At 62.3% G+C, this 19402-nt stretch carries 16 protein-coding genes; 5 read left to right on the top strand and 11 right to left on the bottom strand.

Annotated elements, in window-relative coordinates:
- The first annotated feature begins 63 nt into the window (after positions 1–63).
- Positions 64–2433 (top strand): PAS-domain containing protein, encoded by a 2370-nt coding sequence (locus EFR00_RS15500; protein WP_406550261.1) that lies wholly within the window; start codon positions 64–66, stop codon positions 2431–2433.
- Between the two features lie 49 nt (positions 2434–2482).
- Here the strand turns inward: EFR00_RS15500 and EFR00_RS15505 are convergent, their stop codons facing one another.
- The 7 genes from EFR00_RS15505 to EFR00_RS15535 form a co-directional block, all read right to left on the bottom strand.
- Positions 2483–4333 carry a DUF2264 domain-containing protein gene (locus tag EFR00_RS15505; protein WP_077989073.1) on the bottom strand — a complete coding sequence of 617 codons (1851 nt, stop codon included), beginning with the start codon at positions 4331–4333 and terminating at the stop codon, positions 2483–2485.
- A 77-nt stretch (positions 4334–4410) separates the two neighbouring features.
- A complete protein-coding gene (locus EFR00_RS15510) occupies positions 4411–5685 on the bottom strand; it encodes an ABC transporter substrate-binding protein (RefSeq protein WP_077989074.1) in 1275 nt (424 codons plus the stop codon).
- A 36-nt stretch (positions 5686–5721) separates the two neighbouring features.
- On the bottom strand, positions 5722–6435 hold the full coding sequence (locus EFR00_RS15515) for a DUF624 domain-containing protein (RefSeq protein ID WP_077989075.1): 714 nt from the start codon (positions 6433–6435) through the stop codon (positions 5722–5724).
- A gap of 18 nt (positions 6436–6453) precedes the next feature.
- On the bottom strand, positions 6454–7563 hold the full coding sequence (locus EFR00_RS15520; protein ID WP_077989076.1) for an ABC transporter ATP-binding protein: 1110 nt from the start codon (positions 7561–7563) through the stop codon (positions 6454–6456).
- Positions 7564–7578: 15 nt separating this feature from the next.
- Entirely contained in the window at positions 7579–8751 is a 1173-nt protein-coding gene (locus EFR00_RS15525) for a glycoside hydrolase family 88 protein (RefSeq protein WP_077989077.1), read from the bottom strand.
- Between the two features lie 3 nt (positions 8752–8754).
- The gene (locus EFR00_RS15530; RefSeq protein WP_077989078.1) at positions 8755–9591 is read right to left on the bottom strand and encodes a carbohydrate ABC transporter permease; all 837 of its coding nucleotides are present in this window, start codon (positions 9589–9591) and stop codon (positions 8755–8757) included.
- A complete protein-coding gene (locus EFR00_RS15535) occupies positions 9588–10544 on the bottom strand; it encodes a carbohydrate ABC transporter permease (protein WP_077989163.1) in 957 nt (318 codons plus the stop codon). Before EFR00_RS15535 ends, EFR00_RS15530 begins: the two co-directional genes overlap by 4 nt.
- 247 nt (positions 10545–10791) lie before the next feature.
- Between EFR00_RS15535 and EFR00_RS15540 the strand changes: the two genes are divergently transcribed.
- Positions 10792–12585 (top strand): heparinase II/III domain-containing protein, encoded by a 1794-nt coding sequence (locus EFR00_RS15540; RefSeq protein WP_077989079.1) that lies wholly within the window; start codon positions 10792–10794, stop codon positions 12583–12585.
- A 34-nt stretch (positions 12586–12619) separates the two neighbouring features.
- Positions 12620–13468, top strand: coding sequence for a carbohydrate-binding protein (locus EFR00_RS15545; protein ID WP_077989080.1), 849 nt, complete (start codon positions 12620–12622; stop codon positions 13466–13468).
- Here EFR00_RS15545 and EFR00_RS15550 read toward each other — a convergent pair.
- Positions 13463–14473 carry a GlxA family transcriptional regulator gene (locus EFR00_RS15550; RefSeq protein ID WP_077989081.1) on the bottom strand — a complete coding sequence of 337 codons (1011 nt, stop codon included), beginning with the start codon at positions 14471–14473 and terminating at the stop codon, positions 13463–13465. The two genes, EFR00_RS15545 and EFR00_RS15550, sit on opposite strands and share 6 nt — an antisense overlap.
- Positions 14470–15036 (bottom strand): isochorismatase family protein, encoded by a 567-nt coding sequence (locus EFR00_RS15555; RefSeq protein ID WP_077989082.1) that lies wholly within the window; start codon positions 15034–15036, stop codon positions 14470–14472. The genes EFR00_RS15550 and EFR00_RS15555 overlap by 4 nt, the downstream gene beginning before the upstream one ends.
- A 205-nt stretch (positions 15037–15241) precedes the next feature.
- Between EFR00_RS15555 and EFR00_RS15560 the strand changes: the two genes are divergently transcribed.
- Entirely contained in the window at positions 15242–15910 is a 669-nt protein-coding gene (locus tag EFR00_RS15560; RefSeq protein ID WP_077989083.1) for a response regulator, read from the top strand.
- Positions 15900–17300: a sensor histidine kinase gene (locus EFR00_RS15565; RefSeq protein WP_077989084.1), complete on the top strand. Its 1401-nt coding sequence runs from the start codon at positions 15900–15902 to the stop codon at positions 17298–17300. The genes EFR00_RS15560 and EFR00_RS15565 overlap by 11 nt, the downstream gene beginning before the upstream one ends.
- Positions 17301–17608: 308 nt before the next feature.
- Here the strand turns inward: EFR00_RS15565 and EFR00_RS15570 are convergent, their stop codons facing one another.
- Together EFR00_RS15570 and EFR00_RS15575 are read right to left on the bottom strand one after the other, a co-directional pair.
- Positions 17609–18490: an ABC transporter permease gene (locus tag EFR00_RS15570; protein ID WP_077989085.1), complete on the bottom strand. Its 882-nt coding sequence runs from the start codon at positions 18488–18490 to the stop codon at positions 17609–17611.
- Between the two features lie 11 nt (positions 18491–18501).
- On the bottom strand, positions 18502–19320 hold the full coding sequence (locus EFR00_RS15575) for an ABC transporter ATP-binding protein (RefSeq protein WP_077989086.1): 819 nt from the start codon (positions 19318–19320) through the stop codon (positions 18502–18504).
- Between the last annotated feature and the right edge of the window lie 82 nt (positions 19321–19402).

Below are 19402 nucleotides of genomic sequence, written 5' to 3' on the forward strand. Positions count from 1 at the left end.
TAAGTCGCTTATTAACTCATACGACTTATGGTCGTGGCTACTTGGGCGAACGGGGGAATAGTCTTGTCCGACGAGCTGCACATGATCTCCGCAATGGGTGGTGCATTGACGGGCCTGCCCGGAATTGGCGATTGCCTTGATCAACACGGTATCGTGCTCGGCGTTCATCTTGATCGAGATGGATTTCATGAATGCGCCGCCAAGCGGCCGTTACCGGAGCTTATCCTGCTCGACGCTCTGTCGCCGGAGGGGGACGGTCTCGAAGACTGCCGGCGTCTCAAGGGAAACGTCGTAACGCGTGATATCCCTGTGATTATCCTGGTCTCGCCTCAGGACGAGCAGACCAAGATTGCGGGGTTTGCCGCCGGTGCGGTGGATTGTGTCTCCAACCTCGTGTCCGCCGCTGAGCTCGTCGCCCGCATTAAGCGACACATCGAGCTCGCCGCCGCGCAGGCGCGACTGCAGCGGCGCAACGAGCAACTCGAAACGGCGCTTGCCAGCATGGGACAGGGCGTCTGCCTGTTCGACGAAAGCGGTCGGCTGCTTCTTTCGAATAATCGTTATGCTGAGGTTTATGGACTCGATCCCGCCGTCATCCACCCTGGACAGTCGCTGGAAGACATCCTGAATCTCAGACTGGAGGTCGGCGCCGTTCCCGCCACCTCCACATCGGACTATCTCGCCTGGGCCGAAGCGACCAATATGGGCGATGTGCCCCAGGATTGGATCAAGGAACTGAAATCCGGCCGGATCATCCGCGGCTATCATCAGCGGACGCCGGAGGGCGGCTGGGTATCGACCCATGAGGATATCACAAAGGCCTGGTTTGCTGAAAAAGCCCTTGCAGAGGCGCACGCCCAGGCAGAACGCGCCGAGCAGGAGGCGCGGGCGGCGCATGCCCGGCTTCTGGCAGCTTTCGAAGTCGTCCCGGAAGGCCTCGTCCTGTTCGACGCAGAAGACCGCTTCGTCCTGTGGAACCGGCGATACGAACAGCTTTACGCCGAAAGCGGCGATATGCTCGCCAAGGGGATGCGCTTCGAAGACCGCCTGCGTGCAGGCCTCGAACGCGGCCAGTATCCGGAGGCGGTTGGGCGCGAAGACGAATGGCTTGAGGAGCGGCTGGCCCATCATGCCGCGCCCACCAGCAACCACGAGCAGCGCCTGCCCGGAAACCGGTGGATCCGGATCGAGGAACGCCGGATCTCCGAAGGCGGCAGCGTCGGCATCCGAGTCGATATCACCGATCTCAAGATGCAGGAGGCCTCGTTCAGGCTGCTGTTCGAAGGCAACCCGATGCCGATGTGGGTGTATGACCGCGAAACCCTGAAATTCCTCCATGTCAACCAGGCCGCCATCGATCACTATGGCTACCGTCTGGAGCAGTTTGTGACAATGACGCTGCGTGACATCCAGGTGCCGCAGGACGCCGCCCGGGCAACGGCGGCCGTCTTCGACGCCGAGGATCCGGCCGCCACGACCTGCTCGTCGCGCCACCTCAAGGCAGATGGCGGCGCCATTGAAGTCACCGTCTATTCCACCTGCTTGAACTACAAGGGCAAAGCGGCAGCGCTCATGGCCGTCGCCGACGTCACCGAGGCCAAGCGTGCCGAGAAGGCATTGCTGCAGCACCGCGACACGCTGGAAGAGATGGTGCGTTCCCGCACCGTCGAACTGGCGCGGCAGACGGAAGAACTCGAACGCATGCTCGAACAGGAAAAGCACATCAACGAGTTGCAGCGCCAGTTCGTCTCGATGGCGTCGCATGAGTTCCGTACCCCGCTGGCGGTAATCGACGGCGCGGCGCAGCGGCTCATTCGCCGCAAGGAGGCGGCGACACCGGAATTCCTTGCCGAAAAGACCGACCAGATCCGCAGCTCGGTTTCCCGTATGCTCGAACTGATGGAAAGCATTCTTGCCGCCGGGCGGTTGGATCATGGCCGGATCACCATCGTGCCCAAGCCGTGCTCAATTGCCGAAATCATCGAAACCTGCAGCGCGCGCCAGGAAAGCATCCGGCGGTCCCATCGCTTTCTGCTCGAACTCGACCGGATTCCTGAGACCATTTATGGCGATCGCCCCGCGCTCGATCAGGTCTTCAGCAACCTGTTCTCAAATGCCGTGAAATACGCGCCGGATTCCCCCAATGTTCACGTGACAGGGTGGCAGGACGGTGACAACGTCTGCATCACGGTGCGCGACGAGGGCATCGGCATTGATGCCGACGACCTACCGAAGATGTTCCAGCGTTACTTCCGCGCCAGAAGTTCCACAGGCATCGCCGGCACCGGCATCGGCCTCAATCTCGTCAAACAGATCATCGAGCTTCATGGCGGAACGATCGAGGTGACGAGCAGCCGCGGGAATGGCACGACGTTCACCCTCCGGCTTCCGATCGGCGCGGAGGTGTACGATGAGTTGCGTGCGGCGGGCTAAAGCGCGTCGAGATCGTTCATATTCGCTCCCGCGCTTCGCGTATACAAACCTAAAGCTTAAGGGCGAATGCCGGCACGCGCACGCCGTTTTTAAGGAAGTGCCGCTCCAGCTCGTCAATATCCGGACTAGCCGGCGGATTGCCCAGCGCCTCGGCCCAGTTCTCGCGGCTGGGCAGGGCCATCGCCGCGGTGACCAGCACGGTGGTTCCCGGGCCGAGTTCGCCGCGCAGCTGCGGCAGCAGGGTTTTGGCGTGGATAAGGTTGGTGTTGGGGATCGGGCTCATCGTGTGGCCGGCCCTCGGACGGGATGACAGATCCGCGATGGCGCTGACATCCGTTTGCCCGTACCAGACGGCCCGGCCTTCCGCCTGTTCGGATCGGTCGACATTAAAATCGGCGCGTTCGATCGCAAAGCCGCCTTCGATGGTGCTCAGCGCCCGCGGTGTGGTTATGCGGTGAATGCGGATGTGCCAGGGGTTTGCGGGAATGAGCCAAGTCTCGATGGCGACATCATTCCAGGGGCGCCAGCGCGAATAGAGCCGGTCGCCTGCTATCAGCGCTTCTTCGAGGGTTTCCCGCATGCGGAAATGAACGCCGTCGTCGGAAAGGCCGAGCATGCCGTCGAAGCTGGCGGCGACAAAGTTCCGGTCGTCGGCCTCGATGTTGAAGGCATAGCGGGTGGAGTAGGCGAATTTCGAATATTTCTCGTTTGCACCGCGCATCTTGTCGTGCTGCTGGCCGGAAGAGAGCACGACGACATTTCCCGGCGTGTGCATGGCGACCATGCCGGCCGGCTTCAAAGCCACCGGCTCCGAGAATTCCGGCTGCGGCGCCTCTTCGGCGGCCCAGAAGGGGTGATCGTAAGGAAGGGCGAGCGGCAGGAAGAATTTCAGCGCCCAATAAGGCGAGCCGGGAGAGTTATAGCTCTCGCTCATCAGAAGGTTCGGGTAGCCGTAGCCTATGGAGAGAATGCCATCGCGGTCGGCGATCGGCAGCGCCGACCACCAGCGGATATGGCGCATGTAGTAGCCCTTGATCTCCGCCCAGGGCAGCGCCTCGAGGCCGGCAAAGGCGAGCGCACCCCAGAAGCCGCCGGCGGCGAAGCGGTAGGTCTGGCTGCGGCCGAAGGCAAGGGCAGCGCCATCGGGGCCGAACCAGTGGCGGATATCCCGGGCGAAGATTTCGGCGCGATGGCGGAAGCGCTGCTTGCGCGCCTCGTCGCCGGGCGCCAGCACGGCATAGATCAGGCCGTAGAAATGCATGGCGAAGGGGATGTAGTGATCGACCCGCCTGACCGGTCCGTCGCGATACCAGCCCTCGCCGAGATCAAAAGCCTCGGCTTCGTCGAGATAGGTGACGGTTTTGCCGTGGTCGAACGCCACACCGACACGCTCCAGCCCGAGATCGATGAGGACGCGGAAGAATTTCCAGTTGTTGTCGATGAATTCCAGGTTCCGCGCGGCGACAAGATAGGCAGAGACCGTCTTCTTCTCGTTGTCAGCAAGCGGCTCCCAGATATGTTCGGGCACCAGTGCCAGCGAAAAGCCGACGGCGGCAAGCTCGACCAGCCGCTGATTGCGATCGGCGAGATCACCCCAATATTCGGGATGATCGGGATTGGTTCCGTTTGCCAGCCCGCGCCGATAGAGATCCCAATGCGGGAAATGGCCGCCGCCGGCGGCAAGGGGAACGATGCCCCAGAGCGGCCGCGCAAATCCTTCGAGATCGGCCGCAGCCTGGTCGAAGATCGCGCCGGCAGCACTAAGGCGCACGCGGGCGCCGCCTTCGGAGAAATAGGGCAGAAGCGGCTCGAAAAGGTTGATGACGGCCCTTGCCAGATCGTCGCGCGTCTTCAGGGGGTTGCCGGAAAGCGGGTTGGCCCTGCTGGGATCGTAGATCATTGTCTGCTCTGGTTTTTCTAAAACAGGATCGGCCGCGGGCCATGTGCTGGTCCGCGGCCGCCGGTATCTCGCGAGACTTACTTGATGGCCTTCACGCCTTCGGTCATTTCCTTCAGCCCGTCGTCGACGGAGGTATTGTCGGTCATGATCGCATCATGGGCGCGGTTGAGCACGACCTCTATCTTGGCGGCGTTCGGATTGACGGCCATTTCCAGATAGGCTTTGGCTGGTATCAGCGCTTCCTTGCTGGCTTCATCCTGCGGGAAGCCGGGCGTCGACGCGATCTTGGCGCTGACGTCGGCGGTCTTCAGCGCCGGGAAGGTGCCGGTCGAGGCGATGACGGCGGCGCCCTCGGGGCCGGTGACGAACTTGATGAAATCGAGCGCCGCTTCCTTGTGGGTGGAATTGGCGTTGACCGCCAGGCCCGAAATCTGCGCGGCGGTGGTGCCGGCCCGCACGCCATCGGGATGCGGGAACTTCACGATGCCCCAGTTCTTGCTCTTCGATTCACCCGATTTGACCTTGGCGATCTGGGTGCCGACGAACCAGGTGCCCATCGGTAGCATGCCGATCGTGCCGTTGAAGAAGAGCGCCGAATAATGCGTGTTCGAGGTCTTCAGGAAGGCATAGGAGGGGATGGCGCCATCCTTCTGCAGCGTGAGGGCCCGCTCGTACCAGGGCTTCAGGAAGGCATAGTCGCCATCGACCAGCGTGTGTTTCCCATCGAGGATGCCGGGCAGCTGGACGGTCGAGCGCCAAGTATGCAGCAGCGCGCCATAGGTCTTGTTGGTGCCCATGCCGCCCGCGAGCTTCTCGGCGGTTGCGTCGAACTGCGCCCAGGTCATGTCGTTGGTGGGGTAGGGCACGCCGGCTTTGTCAAAGATGTCCTTGTTGTAATAGACGATCCAGAAGTCGGAGCGGAACGGCAGGGAATAGATCTTGCCGTCGACGGTCAGCTCTTCGATCAGGCCGCCATAGGGTGCCGGATCGATCTTCTGATCCTTCACGAAGCCGCTGAGATCGGCGATATTGCCGGCGCGCACCAGATTGGTATAGCCCGGCACATCCTTGATGGTGACGATGTCGATATCCTTCGAGCCGCCGGTCAGCTGCGTCGAAATCATCTGCTGGTAATCCTGCGAGCCGAGATCCATCGGCTCGAACTTCACGTTCGGATGCTTGGCCTGATAGGCCTCGATCAGCGGCTTGTAATAGGCTGTCTTGTCCCAGTCCCACAAAGCCCATTTGAGCGTCACGGCGTCCTGAGCAAGCGCTGCGCCGGCCGTCGTCGCCGCCAGTGTGAAACCTGCCACGGCAAGTTTCACCGTCCTCCCAAAATTATCCAAATACATTCCCGTTTCTCCTTCCCTGGATCGTCTCTGGATCAGTTATTTTATGAAGTGTCGGTGCGGCCGCATTGCCTCTGGCAGGTCCAGAACCAACACCACTGCCCGATGGACGCCGAATGCGACGGCGAACATTCCGAATGAAAAATTGAAGGTCGCCGGCATGAACACGGAAACCGGATAGAAGAGGATGTGCACCAGCCACAGGGCAGCGTTGAAGGCGAGCGCGGCAAGCGCCGGCAGCGGGCGGGCGACGGAGGCGAGCGCGGCCAGGCGAAGGAGCCGCAGCGCCGGCAGGTCGCGCATGACCATCAGCACGACGAGATGGCAGGCGGTGACCGCAAGAAAGGCGGTGGCAACAAGCGCGACCGCCAGCGGTGCGGCGAGCATCAGGTTGTCACGCGCGCCGGCTGCATAGCTGAGGATTGCATAGATGCCGAGTGCGAGCACGCCCGTCAGCGCCAGACCCCAGGCGGTGGCCCGCCAGAAATAGCGCAGGAATGCTTCGGTGAAATCACGCAGCAGATAGGTGTTGCGATCTTCGACGAAGGCCACCGAGACCCGGGCCGTGGCGGCGAGTGCTGCCGGCAGCGTCACCACGAAGAGCGAGGCCAGGATGAACAGGATGTTGAGCTTGACCATCTCCCACCATTCGCGGGCGAGGATGTCGGCGAACAAGGCAAGGCCGGTCTTGACAGGCGCATCCTTCGGAATGCCCGGCCCCTCCTTTGTCCACATGTCCCGCAACCACTGCATGGCCGTTTCCCCAGGCGCTCAGTAGAGAATCGATCGTTCGGTTTCCTTGTCGAACAGCTGCGCATTGCTCATGTCGGCGACGAGCGTCGCCTCCTCGCCGATATCGGGCCGGAAGCGCGGCGATACGCGGGCGATGAGATTGCGCCCGCCGGCGACCATGTTCAGATGCACTTCCGAGCCCATCGGCTCGGCAAGCTCGACCACTGCCTTAACCGGCGCCAGATTTTCGGCCGGGATGTCGGCCGGCGGCAGTTCGTGGAGATTCTCCGGGCGGATGCCGAGCACCAGTTCGCGGCCCTCGTAAGGAGCGATCCTGCTCTTGTCGAAATGCTCAGGCAGCGGCAGCTCGCGGCCGTCGAAGATTGCGACATAGCGCTCGCCCCGGCGCTGAATGATCGAGGGCATCATGTTCATCTGCGGCGCGCCGATGAAGGCGGCGACGAACATGTTGACGGGGCGGTCGTAAAGGTTCTGCGGTGTGTCGACCTGCTGGATATGGCCGTCCTTCATGACGACGATGCGGTCGGCCATGGTCATGGCTTCCACCTGGTCGTGGGTGACGTAGATGAAGGTGGCGTTGAGGCGCTTGTGCAGCTTGGTGATTTCCGAGCGCATCGTGCCGCGCAGCTTGGCGTCGAGATTGGACAGCGGCTCGTCGAGCAGGAAGACGGCCGGGTTGCGCACCATGGCGCGGCCGAGCGCGACGCGCTGGCGCTGACCGCCCGAAAGCGCTTTCGGCTTGCGGTTCAGGAGATGGGTGATGTCGAGGATTTTGGCGGCGTCCTGCACCTGCTTGTCGATGAAATCGCGCGACACTTTGCGCAGCTGCAGACCGAAGGCCATGTTCTTGTAGACGGTCATATGCGGGTAGAGCGCATAGTTCTGGAAGACCATGGCGATATCCCGATCCTTGGAGGGGACGTCGTTCATGACATCGCCGCCGATCTTCAACTCTCCTCCCGAGATCTCCTCGAGGCCGGCGATCATCCTGAGCGTCGTCGATTTGCCGCAGCCGGAGGGGCCGACCAGGATGATGAATTCCTTGTCGGCAATTTCCAGATCGATATCGTGGACGACGGTGAGCGCGCCGTAGGTCTTGTTCAGGTCTTTGAGCGAAATGCTGGCCATCGGGTTCTCCTGACGTCACCAATAGGAAGACCAACGGCGCGAAAGGCGCGTCAAAGCTTCCATGTAATAATAATCTCCCCAGGAGACGCACTCATCGACGCCCTCGCCGCGGCAGGTGTTGAAGGGCGATTTCTTCGAATAGGTGGCGTGCAGCACCAGGCCGTTGGAGACGGTGGGATCCTTGACCGCATAATGATCGGCGAGGCTCTTCACCATGCGCCGCGCCAGCATGCGGTAGCGCTCGGCGGTATCGGCATCGATGAGATCGGCCATCTCAAGCAGGCCGCAGGCGGTGATCGAGGCGGACGAGCTGTCGCGCGGCTCGCCGTCGCCATCGGAAAAGACGAGATCCCAATAGGGCACCATGTCGGCCGGCAGCCGGTTGAGATAGAAGGCGAGCAGCCGGTCGAAGGTCTGGCGATATTCCTCGATCCGCTCATAGCGGTAGGAGATCGCCATGCCGGCGATGCCCCAGGCCTGCCCGCGCGCCCAGAAGCTGTCGTCCCGGTAGCCCTGCTTGGTGGCGCCGCGCACCGGCGCGCCGGTGACCGGGTCCATGTAGAAGGTGTGATAAGTGGAATCATCCGGCCGCACCGAATGGGCGAGCGTGGTGCGGGCGTGGGTGAGCGCGATCTCGCGGTATTTCGGGTCGCCCGTCTCGCTGCTAGCCCAGTAGAGGAGCGGCAGGTTCAAAAGGCAGTCGATGATGTAGCGGTATTCCTCCGCCTTGCCTTTATGGCCCCAGGCCTGGATGAACTGGCCGATCGGCTGGAAGCGCTCGATCAGTTGGTCGGCGGCCAGGATCGCGGCCCTGCGGCCGTCCGCGTCTCCGACGAGCTTCCAGGCAGCGATGCAGGAGGGCGAATAGAGAAAGCCCATATCGTGATGATCGGTTTCGATGCGGTTGACGATCCGATGCAGGAAGGACTGGACCTGGATCTGCGCGGCATGCCGGAACACCGGATCGCCGCTATGTTCGAAGGCGAGCCACATCTCGCCCGGCCAGAAACCGGCCGTCCATTGGTCGTTGGCAACGGCGGGATAGAAATTGTTGACGCTCGAATGGTTCTGCGCGGCGTAGGTGAATGTGGGAAGATTGCGCCTGACCTGCTCGACGGCAAGGTCGAGGGCGACCTTTACCTCTGCGTCGGTGATCGGCTGCGGGGCGACTGTTGAAACGGCATTCATGGCTTAACCCTTCAGTCCCGTCGAGGCGATGCCCTCGACAAAGAAGCGCTGCAGAGCGAGGAAGACGATAAGAACGGGTACGAGGGCGACGACGGAGGCCGCCATGATCAGCCCGTATTCGGCTGAATATTGCGAGATGAACATGCGCAGGCCGATCTGGACGGTCTTCAGCTCGGTCTTGGTGAGATAGATCATTGGCCCGAGGAAATCGTTCCAGGTGCTGACGAAGGTGAAGATCGTCAGCGTCGAGAGCGCGGGCTTGGAGAGCGGCAGCATGATGCGTGCCCAGATCTGATATTCGTTCATGCCGTCGATGCGCGCGGCCTCGCAGAGCTCTGTCGGGATCGACATGTAGAACTGCCGCATCAGGAAAACGCCGAAGGCGGTGAAGGCCTGCAGGCAGATCAGCGCCAGATGCGTGTTGTTGAGGCCGAACTCGCGCATCAGCAGAAATTGCGGCACCATATAAACCTGCCATGGCATGGCGATGGTGGCGATATAGCCGAGGAACAGCGTGTTCTTATAAGGGAAATTCAGCTTGGCGAAGGCGTAGGCGGCAAAGCTGGAGGTCAAGAGCTGCAGCAGCGTGACGATGATCGTCAGCTTCGAGGTGTTGTAGATGAAAAGGGCAAGCGGGATCTTCGTCCAGATATCGACGTAGTTCTGCCATTGCGGCTGCGACGGTATCCATTCGATCGGGAAGGCGAAAACGTCGCGGCTGAGCTTCAGCGATGCCGAGAGCATCCAGGCGAAGGGCATCAGCATTACCACCGTCACCGTGATGACAATGACATAGAGGAGGACCGTTTTGGCGGTCACCTTGCGCCCGGCGATCCTCATGCCTCGTCCTCCCGCTGGCGGCGGAACTGGAAAATCGTGACCGCGAGCACAAGGAAGAACAGCACCAACGAAATCATGCTGGAATAGCCGAGATCCCAGGAAATGAAGGCCTCGTTATAGATGTGGTAGACGAGGACGAGCGTCGATGTGCCGGGGCCGCCCTGGGTGATCATGAAGATCTGATCGAACACCTTGAAGGACTGGATCGTCAGCATGACGGTGACGAAGAAGGTGGTCGGCCCGAGCTGCGGCACGGTGACATGGATGAACTTCTGCCAGGAATTGGCGCCGTCGAGATCGGCAGCCTCGTAGAGTTCGGAATTGATCCCCTGCAGGCCGGCCAGATAGATGACCATGTAATAGCCCATGTTCTTCCAGATGCCGAAGAGGATCACCGTCACCATCGCCCAGTGGCGGTCGGCCGCCCATCCCGGCATGTTCTTGGGGTCGAGGCCGAGCGTGTAGAGGATCATGTTCACCGGTCCCATCTCGGGATTGAAGATCATGTTCCAGACGACGGCGACGGCGACCAGCGAGGCGACATAGGGGAAGAACATTGCCGTGCGGAAGAAATTCCGCCCGGCGATCCTCTGGTTGAGGAGGACGGCGAGGCCGAGCGCGCAGAGCAGCGTCGCCGGCACCGAGGCGACCGTATAGATGATCGTGTTCCAGAAGGCGGCGACGAAGGCCTTGTCGTCGAACAGCCGCCAGAAATTATCCAGCCCGGCGAATGTGATCGCATTCGAGCCGTCCCAATGCATGAAGGCGAGTGCGAAGGCGAAGAGGATCGGGCCGAGCGTGAAGACGGCAAAACCGATGAAATTCGGCGCGATGAAGGAATAGGCGACCAGCGCGCTGCGGATCTTCCGCTGCCGCTTGGATAGAGCCGCGGCCTTCCGGCGTGGCGTTGCCGGGACGCCATCCCTAGCGATGACCGAATTCGATATGGACACCGATGCTTCCTCCTGGTCGGCATTCTGCAACTGGCGGCTTCTGGGCTTCTCTAGCCTAAAACGCAGAGCCGTTCGGGCGGATAGGTGCCGCCTGTTCTTCCTCCAGCCAAGGACATAGCACATCTCCGGTATTGGTCAAACAAGTTATGAATAGATCATACAAATTTTATGGCAAGCGCCAAAAACATATGATAGGTGGGGATGAAGGCCAGACGCCCGTCAATGTTTTTCCGGTGCGGGGAGGGATATGTTCAGCGAGATTTCAGGCGCGTTGCCGGACATCCTCGGCGATTTCACGCCGGGAGCCGTCTCCTCCGATCGCGAGAGATGGAAAGCGGTGCCGCAGGCCTTGCGGGATGTGGTCGTCCGCGACGCGGAAGCCACGCTTGCGCGAACATGGCCTCTGATCACCGCCTCGGATTACCGGGAATATACGGCCACGGGCAATCGCTCGCGCTTCGAGGAGCTTTATTTCACGCGGCGGCGGATGCTCAACGATCTGGTGCTGGGCGAACTTATCGAAGGCAACGGGCGGTTCCTGCCCGGGATCGTCGACGGCATCGTCCTGATCGCGGAAGAAAGCGGCTGGCAGCTGCCGGCGCACAATGCTTATGGGCGCGGCGGCCCGCGTCTGCCGCTGCCCGATACTTCACAACCGGTGATCGATCTCTTCGCCGCCGAAACGGCAGCCCTTCTGGCAACGATCGTCGCCTTGCTCGGCGATGCGCTCGACGGCATCAGCCCGGAGATTGCCGCGCGTGTGAACCGCGAGATTGAGGCCCGCATCCTGACGCCCTATCTCGGCCGGCATTTCTGGTGGATGGGCAGCGGCGACGAGCGGATGAACAACTGGACCGCCTGGATCACCCAGAACGTCCTGTTGGCCACCTTCTCGCTGAAGACCGATCAGCCGACGCGCCGCGCCGTTGCCGAAAAGGCGCTCGGCAGTCTCGATGCCTTCCTCAAGGACTACGCCGAGGACGGCGCCTGCGAGGAGGGCGTGGTCTATTACCGCCATGCCGCACTCTGCCTACACGGCGCGCTGACCGTGCTCGATCGTGTCGCGCCCGGCCTGTTCGACGGGATCTGGCGGCAGCCGAAGATCCGCAACATGGCCGAGTATATCGCCCACATGCATGTGGCCGGCCGCCATTATTTCAACTTCGCGGATTCCTCTGCCGTGGTCGAACCCTGCAGCGTGCGCGAATATCTGTTCGGCGAGGCGGTCGGCTCCGAAATGCTCGCGGCCTTCGCCGCAGCCGACCGGGCGGCGGCCGAGAGACCGCATCTGCCGGAGGAATGGAACCTCTGGTATCGCGTGCAGGAGCTGCTGACCGGCCCCGCAATTCCGAAGGTCGAGGCGAATCCTGTGTCCAAGCGGGATATCTTCTATCCCGGCATCGGCCTGTTCATCGCCCGCGACGGGCAGTTTTCGCTTGCCGTCAAGGGCGGCAACAATGGCGAAGGCCACAATCACAACGATGTCGGCAGCATGACGCTCTACAAGAACGGACGCCCGTTCCTGATCGATGTCGGCGTCGAGACCTATACCTCCAAGACCTTCTCGCTTGGGCGTTACGAGATCTGGACGATGCAGTCGGCCTATCACAACCTGCCGACTTTCTCCGGCATCATGCAGGCCGCCGGGGAAGCCTTCGGCGCCAGGGATGTAGAGGTCGAATTCGGCGAGGAGTGTGCGCGCATATCCCTCGATATTGCAGGCGCCTATCCAGAGGAAGCGCAACTGCGCAGCTATCGCCGCACAGTCTCCTTGCTGCGCGGGCGCCATGTCGAGATCGTCGACACCCAAGACGGCGACCGGCCGGCTGTCCTGTCGCTGATGACGTGCCTCGCGCCGACCGTCAACTCCGACAGAATAGATCTCGCCGATCTCGGCAACATTTTTGTCGAGGGCGCCGGCGAAATCGAAGTCGATGAGATCGAGGTCAATGACATCAGGCTGAGATCGGCCTGGCCCGAGCAGCTCTACCGGCTGCGTCTGCCGCTCGCCGGCAATCGCCTGAAATTGCAGATCAATTAGAGAGTTAGAGCATGATGTCCTCCGGAGGTCGAGCATGGAATTGACGCTGAAGATCGTGGATGCCGACGGGTTCGTGCGGGCAAGCGCCACCGGGCGGGACGAGACCTTTCTGGTCTATCGCCAGGATTATCGCGAGGGCGACTGTGTCGTCGTCGAAGCTTCCGAACCCGGGCATCTCTTTCTCGCCTTGGACAGCGCGATCCAGCCCGGTTTTGTCTACATTAGGGAAAGCGCCTACTCGCTCGCCGTGCCTTTCGACGATAAGCGCAAGTCCTATTCGCCGAATGCCTTCAAGGGGGACATCCACCGGCTTTCAGCGAGAAAGGCGCGGCCCGACGAACTCGCGCAGCGGCGCAATCTCGCTCTGAACCCCTGGGACGACCACGCCAATCGGGCGCTCTTCCCGCATGCGCGGGCCAATGTCGAGACCCGCGGCGAAGCGGTCTTTGCGGCGCGCAATGCGATCGACGGGGAAAAGGCCAACGATAATCACGGATTCTGGCCCTATACGAGTTGGGGCATCAATCGCGACCCCGAAGCGACGCTGACGGTGGAGTTCGGTAGGCCCGTCCGGATTGATGAGATCGTCTTCTACCTCAGGGCCGATTTCCCGCATGATTCCTGGTGGGAGCAGGCGAGCGTCACCTTCTCGAACGGCAAGACCCGCTCCTTTTCGTTGACAAAAACCGGCGCCGCGCAATGTTTTTCCATCGAGCCCTACATCGTCGAATGGGTGGAGCTGCACGGCTTGGTTAAGGCCGAGGACGGTTCGCCTTTTCCGGCGCTGACGCAGATCGAAATCTGGGGAGCAGAGGCGTTGGGCGCCGCAGCCGTCGCTGCCGAAGATCAGACCGGTCACGCCGCTCTTTCTGTTCCTCTATGAACCCAAGGCCGGCCTCGGCCGCGCTGCGCTCGGCGGGCTGTCGTACAGACGGTTCCACGCTCGGCGCAGCTGCCGGGCCGAGCCGAAGCCTGAGCGCATTGCCACAGCCTCCATATCCAGCCGTGAACCGGCGAGCATTTCGCGGGCAAGCGCCACGCGCATGCGGTTGACGAAATCCGTGACGCTCATGCCGGTCTGCTCGTTGAACAGCCGCGAGAGGTTCCGCGGACTGGCACCGCTGAGGTGCGCAAGCGAGGCGACCGACCAGTCGCGAGTGGGATCGGCGGCGACGGCATCCTGTGCACGATGAATGACCGGATGGATATGGTTACGGCCTTCGAGCCAGGGCGAAAGCTGCGGGTCCGAGCCGGCGCGCCTGAGATAGACGACGAGATATCGCGCCACCGCAAGCGCGCACGCATGTCCCGCCGCTTCGGCGACGATATACAGCATGAGATCAATGCCGGCGGTGATGCCGGCGCTCGTCAGGCGCTCTCCATCCTCAACATAGAGGCGGTTGTCCCGGATGCGCGCGGTAGGCGCGAGTCTGGCCAGGTCTTCCATGCAGCCGTGATGGGTGGTGCATTCGCGGCCATCGAGCATTCCGGCCTCGGCGGCGAGCAGGGCGCCGGAGCAGATCGAGACCAATCGAACTCCCGGACGGATGCCGCGCTTCAGCCATGCGACGATGGCGGCCTGCGCGGCGCGCTCCTGCCCGTCCCAGGGACGGTTGTTCTCCATCGGCGCGTCGGCGCTGCCCGCGATGACCACGAGCGCCCGATCGGGCAAGCGCTCCGGCAGGGTGGCGACGCCGGTGACGGAAAGGCCGATCGAGCTGCCGACCGTTGCCGAAGGGCCGATATAGGTGACGCTGAAGCGCACCGCCTGCTGTTCGAGATTGGCCTTGCGCAGCACTTCGATCGGACCGGCGACGTCGAGCAGCAGCACGCGCGGCGGCACGACGACGAAAACGGGAATCTCGAAGGGCTGCGCGACTTCCGTCATGCGGCGAGTTGCTCAGCGCGCCCCGCCAGCGCCTGTTCGACGGTTGAGATCCTTGCGAAACGGCCCGACAGGACCAGTTCCGTGCGGCCGCGTATTTCCCCGGCGCTCCAGGTGCGTCCCGCCGCGTCGGTCATCGGGAAAGTCAGCGTCGCTTCGCCGACATAATCGACCTGATAGCCGAGATCCGATGCGTGGCGGGTCGTGGTCTCGCAGCACTGTTCGGTGCGGATGCCCGAGACGATGATGCGACGGACGCCGTTCTCGGTCAGCCAGACGTCGAGACCGGAGCCGACGAGCGCGCTGTGACGGCTCTTTTTGAAGGTCACGTCGGGGGCGATCCTCAGCGGAGCGAGCGTCCTGACGAAGCCCCAGCTTTCCGAAAACGGCCCGCTTCCATCGACATGGAAGATCTGAACGACGGGTATCCCGCTTGCCGCCGCGCCATCGATCAGAGCCTGCTGGCGATCGATATAGCCGGATGCGAGGCTTTCATCCCAATAATCGCGCTGCCGGAAGGACTCCTGAGCGTCGATGACGAGAAGTATGGTTTCATGGCCGGACATTTCTTGCTCCGTGGATGTTGATCATGAAGCCATATTCGGTGATCCCTGGACAGAGGAAAATGCACGCGTCGGACAAATAGCGGACACTTCGCGCCAACTAAGGCGGAAGGCAGCCCGATGCCGCGAACGGTGGACGCGATCGAATGTTGCCGCCCTTCCATGCGCCCGCTTCCGCGAGCCCCTCCGCACGTGCTAAGGGGATTGGATGCGACTGCTTGTGGTGGAGGACAACAAGGAACTGGCGGCCTGGCTGGGCAAAGCCCTGCGGCAGGCGCAATATACGATCGACATTGCCTATGACGGCGAAGACGCGGAGCATCTGCTCAAGGTGGCGGAATATTCGGCGATGATCCTCGACCTTTCGCTGCCGAAGCTCGACGGATTGACGCTCCTGAAGCGGCTGAGACAATCAGGCAACAAGCTCCCGGTCATCATCCTGACCGCCAATGCGAGCCTCGACGGCCGCGTGGCCGGGCTCGACAGCGGCGCCGACGATTACCTCGCCAAGCCCTTCGAAATCGCCGAACTCGAAGCCAGGATCCGCGCGGTGGTGCGCCGCGGGCAGGACCGGGCCTCGTCGGAAATCACCGTCGGAAACCTGCGTTTTTCCGGCGGCACACGGCAGTTCTTCGTCGAGGGCGAGCCGCTGCCATTGACGCCGCGCGAATATGCGGTTCTCGAGCAGCTGGTTATGAAGCTCGGCAACACGGTCTCGAAGGCCGCCCTGTCGGAAAGCGTCTTCGGTTTCGATGACGAGGCGGATCCGAGCGCCATCGAAATCTATGTCCATAGGCTTCGAAAGAAGCTCGAGGCCAGCTCCGTGCAAATCGCGACGTTGCGCGGCCTCGGCTATCTCCTCAGACATGTTCAGTAGCGTCTACAGCAAAATCGGCGCCGCCTTCGGCCGGCTCAGCCAGAGCCTCAGGGTGCAGTTGCTTTTCCTGGTGCTGCTGACGCTATTCGGCGCGATCGGCTTCAATCTCTACGACAGCTTTTGGTCGGCCGACGCGACAGCGAGACTGGTGACGGACCGCACGCTTCTGGCCTCGGCCCGCGTCATTGCCGAGGCGGTGCGCGTCGACGAGGGCGGCAATGTCCAGGTCGATGTGCCGCCCGCAGCGCTCGAGATGTTCGATACGGGGTTCGGCGACCGCGTTTTTTACCAGGTGACCACCGTGTGGGGCAATCTGGTGAGCGGCTTTCCCGATTTGCCGCTGCCGGCCGCTCAGCGTGTCGGCGAGGACCACGCCTTCCATGGTGCCGATGTGCGCGTGCTGATGCTCGACCATCCCGTCGTCGGGCTTCCCAATGACGGCACGATTTCCGTGACCGTCGCGGTGACGCATAAGAGCCAATATGCGATGCGAAGGCAGCTCTGGCTGTCGGATTTTTCGAAGCAGTTCGTGCTGGTCTTCTTGGCGAGCCTGGTAACCATTCTTGGGCTGCAGCGCGGCCTTGCGCCGGCCCTCAGGCTGCGCGACGCGGTGCGAGAGCGCGGCCGCAACCGTTTTGATCCGCTGCCGCCGGAGATGGTTCAGAGCGAGCTGCGCCCACTCGTCCATGCGTTGAACGACCATATGCAGCGCGTCCAGAGCCAGATGGCGGCGCAGCGGCGGTTCGTATCGAATGCAGCGCATCAGCTCAGAACGCCGCTCGCGCTGATTTCGACGCAGGCGAGCGTGGCTGCCCGCGAAGGCGATGCGGTTCGCCGCGACGAGGCGCTGGTGGCGCTTCGCACGAGCACCCGGCAGATTTCGCGCCTCGCCGGCCAGCTCCTGACCTTGTCGCGGGCCGAGCCCGGCAGCCGGCGCCCGCGTGGCGACGTGACCGATCTCAGCAAGGCCGCCCGCGAGATATTGGAAGCGCATGCCGAAGAGGCGCTGAAGCGCAACATCGATGTCGGCCTGGAAGCGGACGGCCCCGTCATCGTCGAGGGCGACGGCACGATGCTGCGCGAAATGCTGGTCAACCTCATCGACAATGCAATCCGCTACAGCGGCGCGGATGGACGGGTGACCGTCTCGGTCGGACAGGCGGACGGAAGTGCAGTCGTGACCGTGGAGGACAGTGGTCTGGGCATTCCCGAGAGTGAGCGCGACCATGTCTTTGAACGCTTCTACCGGATCATGGGAACCGAAAGCGAGGGAAGCGGCCTCGGGCTTGCGATCGTTCGCGAGGTCGTCGAAGGCGCCGGAGGTTGGGTGTCGCTCGGCGATGCGGAAGGCGGCGGTCTCATTGTGACGGTGCGGCTGCCGCTTGCTTAGATCGGAGAGGTATCAAACGAAAGCCGGGCTTGTGTCGCGGCTGTCCGGTTCGAACCTCATGGCTGCCCCTCACCCTAACCCTCTTCCCGTAAACGGGGCGAGGGGACTTGCCCTGCGAGAGAGTGACAGGGAATGGAGAGGTCGCGGCATCTTCCCTTCTCCCCGCAGGCGGGGAGAAGGTGGCGGCAGCCGGATGAGGGGCAGGCGCCAGACGAAGCGGGCAGAGACGAGCCTTGCCATCAAAAAACGAAGACCGGGCTTCACGCCCGGCCTTCATTTCGATCTGCCTTGGGAGGAGGCCGATCCGATTACTGCGTATCGAGCTGCTGCTGCGGCCGCCAATTCGCCAGGCGGTTCTCGATCAGCGTCATGATGTATTCGGCAACGAGTGTCACGACCATGACGAGGAGGATTGCAGCGAACATGCCGGCCGCGTCGAAGGTGCCCTTGGCGATCGAGATCAACTGGCCGATGCCGAAGCGGGCGCCGACGAATTCGCCGACGATCGCGCCGATGATCGCAAAGCCGAAGGAGACGTGCAGGCTGGCGAAGATCCAGCTCATCGCCGAGGGAATGACCACGGTGCGGGTCACCTGCCAGTCAGAGGCGCCGAGGATGCGGGCATTGGCGATCATGTTGCGGTCGGCCTCGCGCACACCCTGGAAGGCGTTGGCAAAGACGACGAAGAACACCATGATGAAGGCGAGCGCCACCTTGGACGGCAGGCCGAGGCCCATGATCATGATGAAGATCGGCGCGAGAACGACGCGGGGGATCGAGTTGATCGCCTTGATGTAGACAGAGAAGATATCCGACAGGAACCGGTTGCGGCCGAGGCCGATGCCGACGAAGACGCCGGTGATCGAGCCGGCGAAGAAGCCGATCAGCGCCTCTTCCATCGTTACCCAGAGATTGTACCAGAGCGACCCCTCGGTGGTGCCTTCGGTTGCCCATTCGTAGAGACGCTCGAGAACGCCGCTCGGGCTCGAATAGAAGAACGGGTCGATCCATTGCAGGCGGGAGGAGAGCTCCCACATGCCGATCACGAAGACCAGAATGGCGATCTGCCAGAAGCGCACCAGCGTGTTGCGCCGGCGCATCGCCTTCAATGCGGTGGCTTCGATCTCGGCATCGGATGTGCCCGGACGGAAGAGAGCGGCCGAACCGGCCTCGAATGTGATGTTTGCCATGAGATCCTCCCTCAGGCAGCTTCGCTTGCGCGGCGGTAGCTGGTCTCGACCTCTTCGCGCAGGTCTTCCCAGATCGTCTTGCAGTAATCGATGAAGCTCTGCTCGTAGCGAATTTCCGAGACGATGCGCGGCCGGGGCAGATCGATGGTATAGACGGACTTGACCGTGGCCGGGCCGGCGGTCAGCACATAGACCTTGTCGGCAAGGGCGACTGCCTCTTCGAGGTCGTGGGTGACGAACACCACCGAGGCTTTGCGCTCCGCCCAGAGCTTCAGGAGTTCCTCGTGCATGACGGTGCGGGTCTGCACGTCGAGCGCCGAGAAGGGTTCATCCATCAGCAGGATTTCAGGTTCGTTGATGAAGGTCTGTGCCAGCGAGACGCGCTTGCGCATGCCGCCGGAGAGCTGATGGGGATAGTGGTGCAGGAATTTCGAAAGGCCGACGCGCGCCAGCCAGTCCCGGGCGCTCTTTTCCGCCTCTGTGTGTGATTTACTGCGAAACAGCGGCCCGGCCATGACGTTGTCGATGACATTCTTCCAGGGAAAGAGCGCGTCGGTCTGGAACGCGAAGCCGACACGCGGGTCGATGCCGGTGATCGGCCCGCCCATCAGCCGGACTTCGCCGGCGGAGGGGCGTGCGAGGCCCGTTACGAGATTGAGCGTCGTCGATTTGCCGCATCCTGTGGGGCCGACGACGGCGACGAACTCGCCGCGGGCGACCGTCATGTTGAAATCGCGCAGTGCGGTGAGCGACTTGCCGGTCGGCGAGACGAAGCGGCGGCTGACATTGATCAGCTCGATCGCCGGGATCTGAGTGTTGTCCTGTTGCATGGTGATACCTGAGGCGTGCTTGAGGGCGCGCACGCAATGCCCTGATCGAACGGAGGCCGCTCCCGCTTGGGAGCCGGGAGCG

The sequence above is a fragment of the Rhizobium sophoriradicis genome (assembly GCF_003939025.1).
Classification (GTDB): Bacteria; Pseudomonadota; Alphaproteobacteria; order Rhizobiales; family Rhizobiaceae; genus Rhizobium; species Rhizobium sophoriradicis.

What these genes read in the sequence shown, in the direction of transcription:
- EFR00_RS15505 (WP_077989073.1), bottom strand. Translation starts at nt 4,333, where the DNA reads ATGATCTACGATCCCAGCAGGGCCAACCCGCTTTCCGGCAACCCCCTG.
- EFR00_RS15510 (WP_077989074.1), bottom strand. Translation starts at nt 5,685, where the DNA reads ATGTATTTGGATAATTTTGGGAGGACGGTGAAACTTGCCGTGGCAGGT.
- EFR00_RS15515 (WP_077989075.1), bottom strand. Translation starts at nt 6,435, where the DNA reads ATGCAGTGGTTGCGGGACATGTGGACAAAGGAGGGGCCGGGCATTCCG.
- EFR00_RS15520 (WP_077989076.1), bottom strand. Translation starts at nt 7,563, where the DNA reads ATGGCCAGCATTTCGCTCAAAGACCTGAACAAGACCTACGGCGCGCTC.
- EFR00_RS15525 (WP_077989077.1), bottom strand. Translation starts at nt 8,751, where the DNA reads ATGAATGCCGTTTCAACAGTCGCCCCGCAGCCGATCACCGACGCAGAG.
- EFR00_RS15530 (WP_077989078.1), bottom strand. Translation starts at nt 9,591, where the DNA reads ATGAGGATCGCCGGGCGCAAGGTGACCGCCAAAACGGTCCTCCTCTAT.
- EFR00_RS15540 (WP_077989079.1), top strand. Translation starts at nt 10,792, where the DNA reads ATGTTCAGCGAGATTTCAGGCGCGTTGCCGGACATCCTCGGCGATTTC.
- EFR00_RS15545 (WP_077989080.1), top strand. Translation starts at nt 12,620, where the DNA reads ATGGAATTGACGCTGAAGATCGTGGATGCCGACGGGTTCGTGCGGGCA.
- EFR00_RS15550 (WP_077989081.1), bottom strand. Translation starts at nt 14,473, where the DNA reads ATGACGGAAGTCGCGCAGCCCTTCGAGATTCCCGTTTTCGTCGTCGTG.
- EFR00_RS15555 (WP_077989082.1), bottom strand. Translation starts at nt 15,036, where the DNA reads ATGTCCGGCCATGAAACCATACTTCTCGTCATCGACGCTCAGGAGTCC.
- EFR00_RS15560 (WP_077989083.1), top strand. Translation starts at nt 15,242, where the DNA reads ATGCGACTGCTTGTGGTGGAGGACAACAAGGAACTGGCGGCCTGGCTG.
- EFR00_RS15565 (WP_077989084.1), top strand. Translation starts at nt 15,900, where the DNA reads ATGTTCAGTAGCGTCTACAGCAAAATCGGCGCCGCCTTCGGCCGGCTC.
- EFR00_RS15570 (WP_077989085.1), bottom strand. Translation starts at nt 18,490, where the DNA reads ATGGCAAACATCACATTCGAGGCCGGTTCGGCCGCTCTCTTCCGTCCG.
- EFR00_RS15575 (WP_077989086.1), bottom strand. Translation starts at nt 19,320, where the DNA reads ATGCAACAGGACAACACTCAGATCCCGGCGATCGAGCTGATCAATGTC.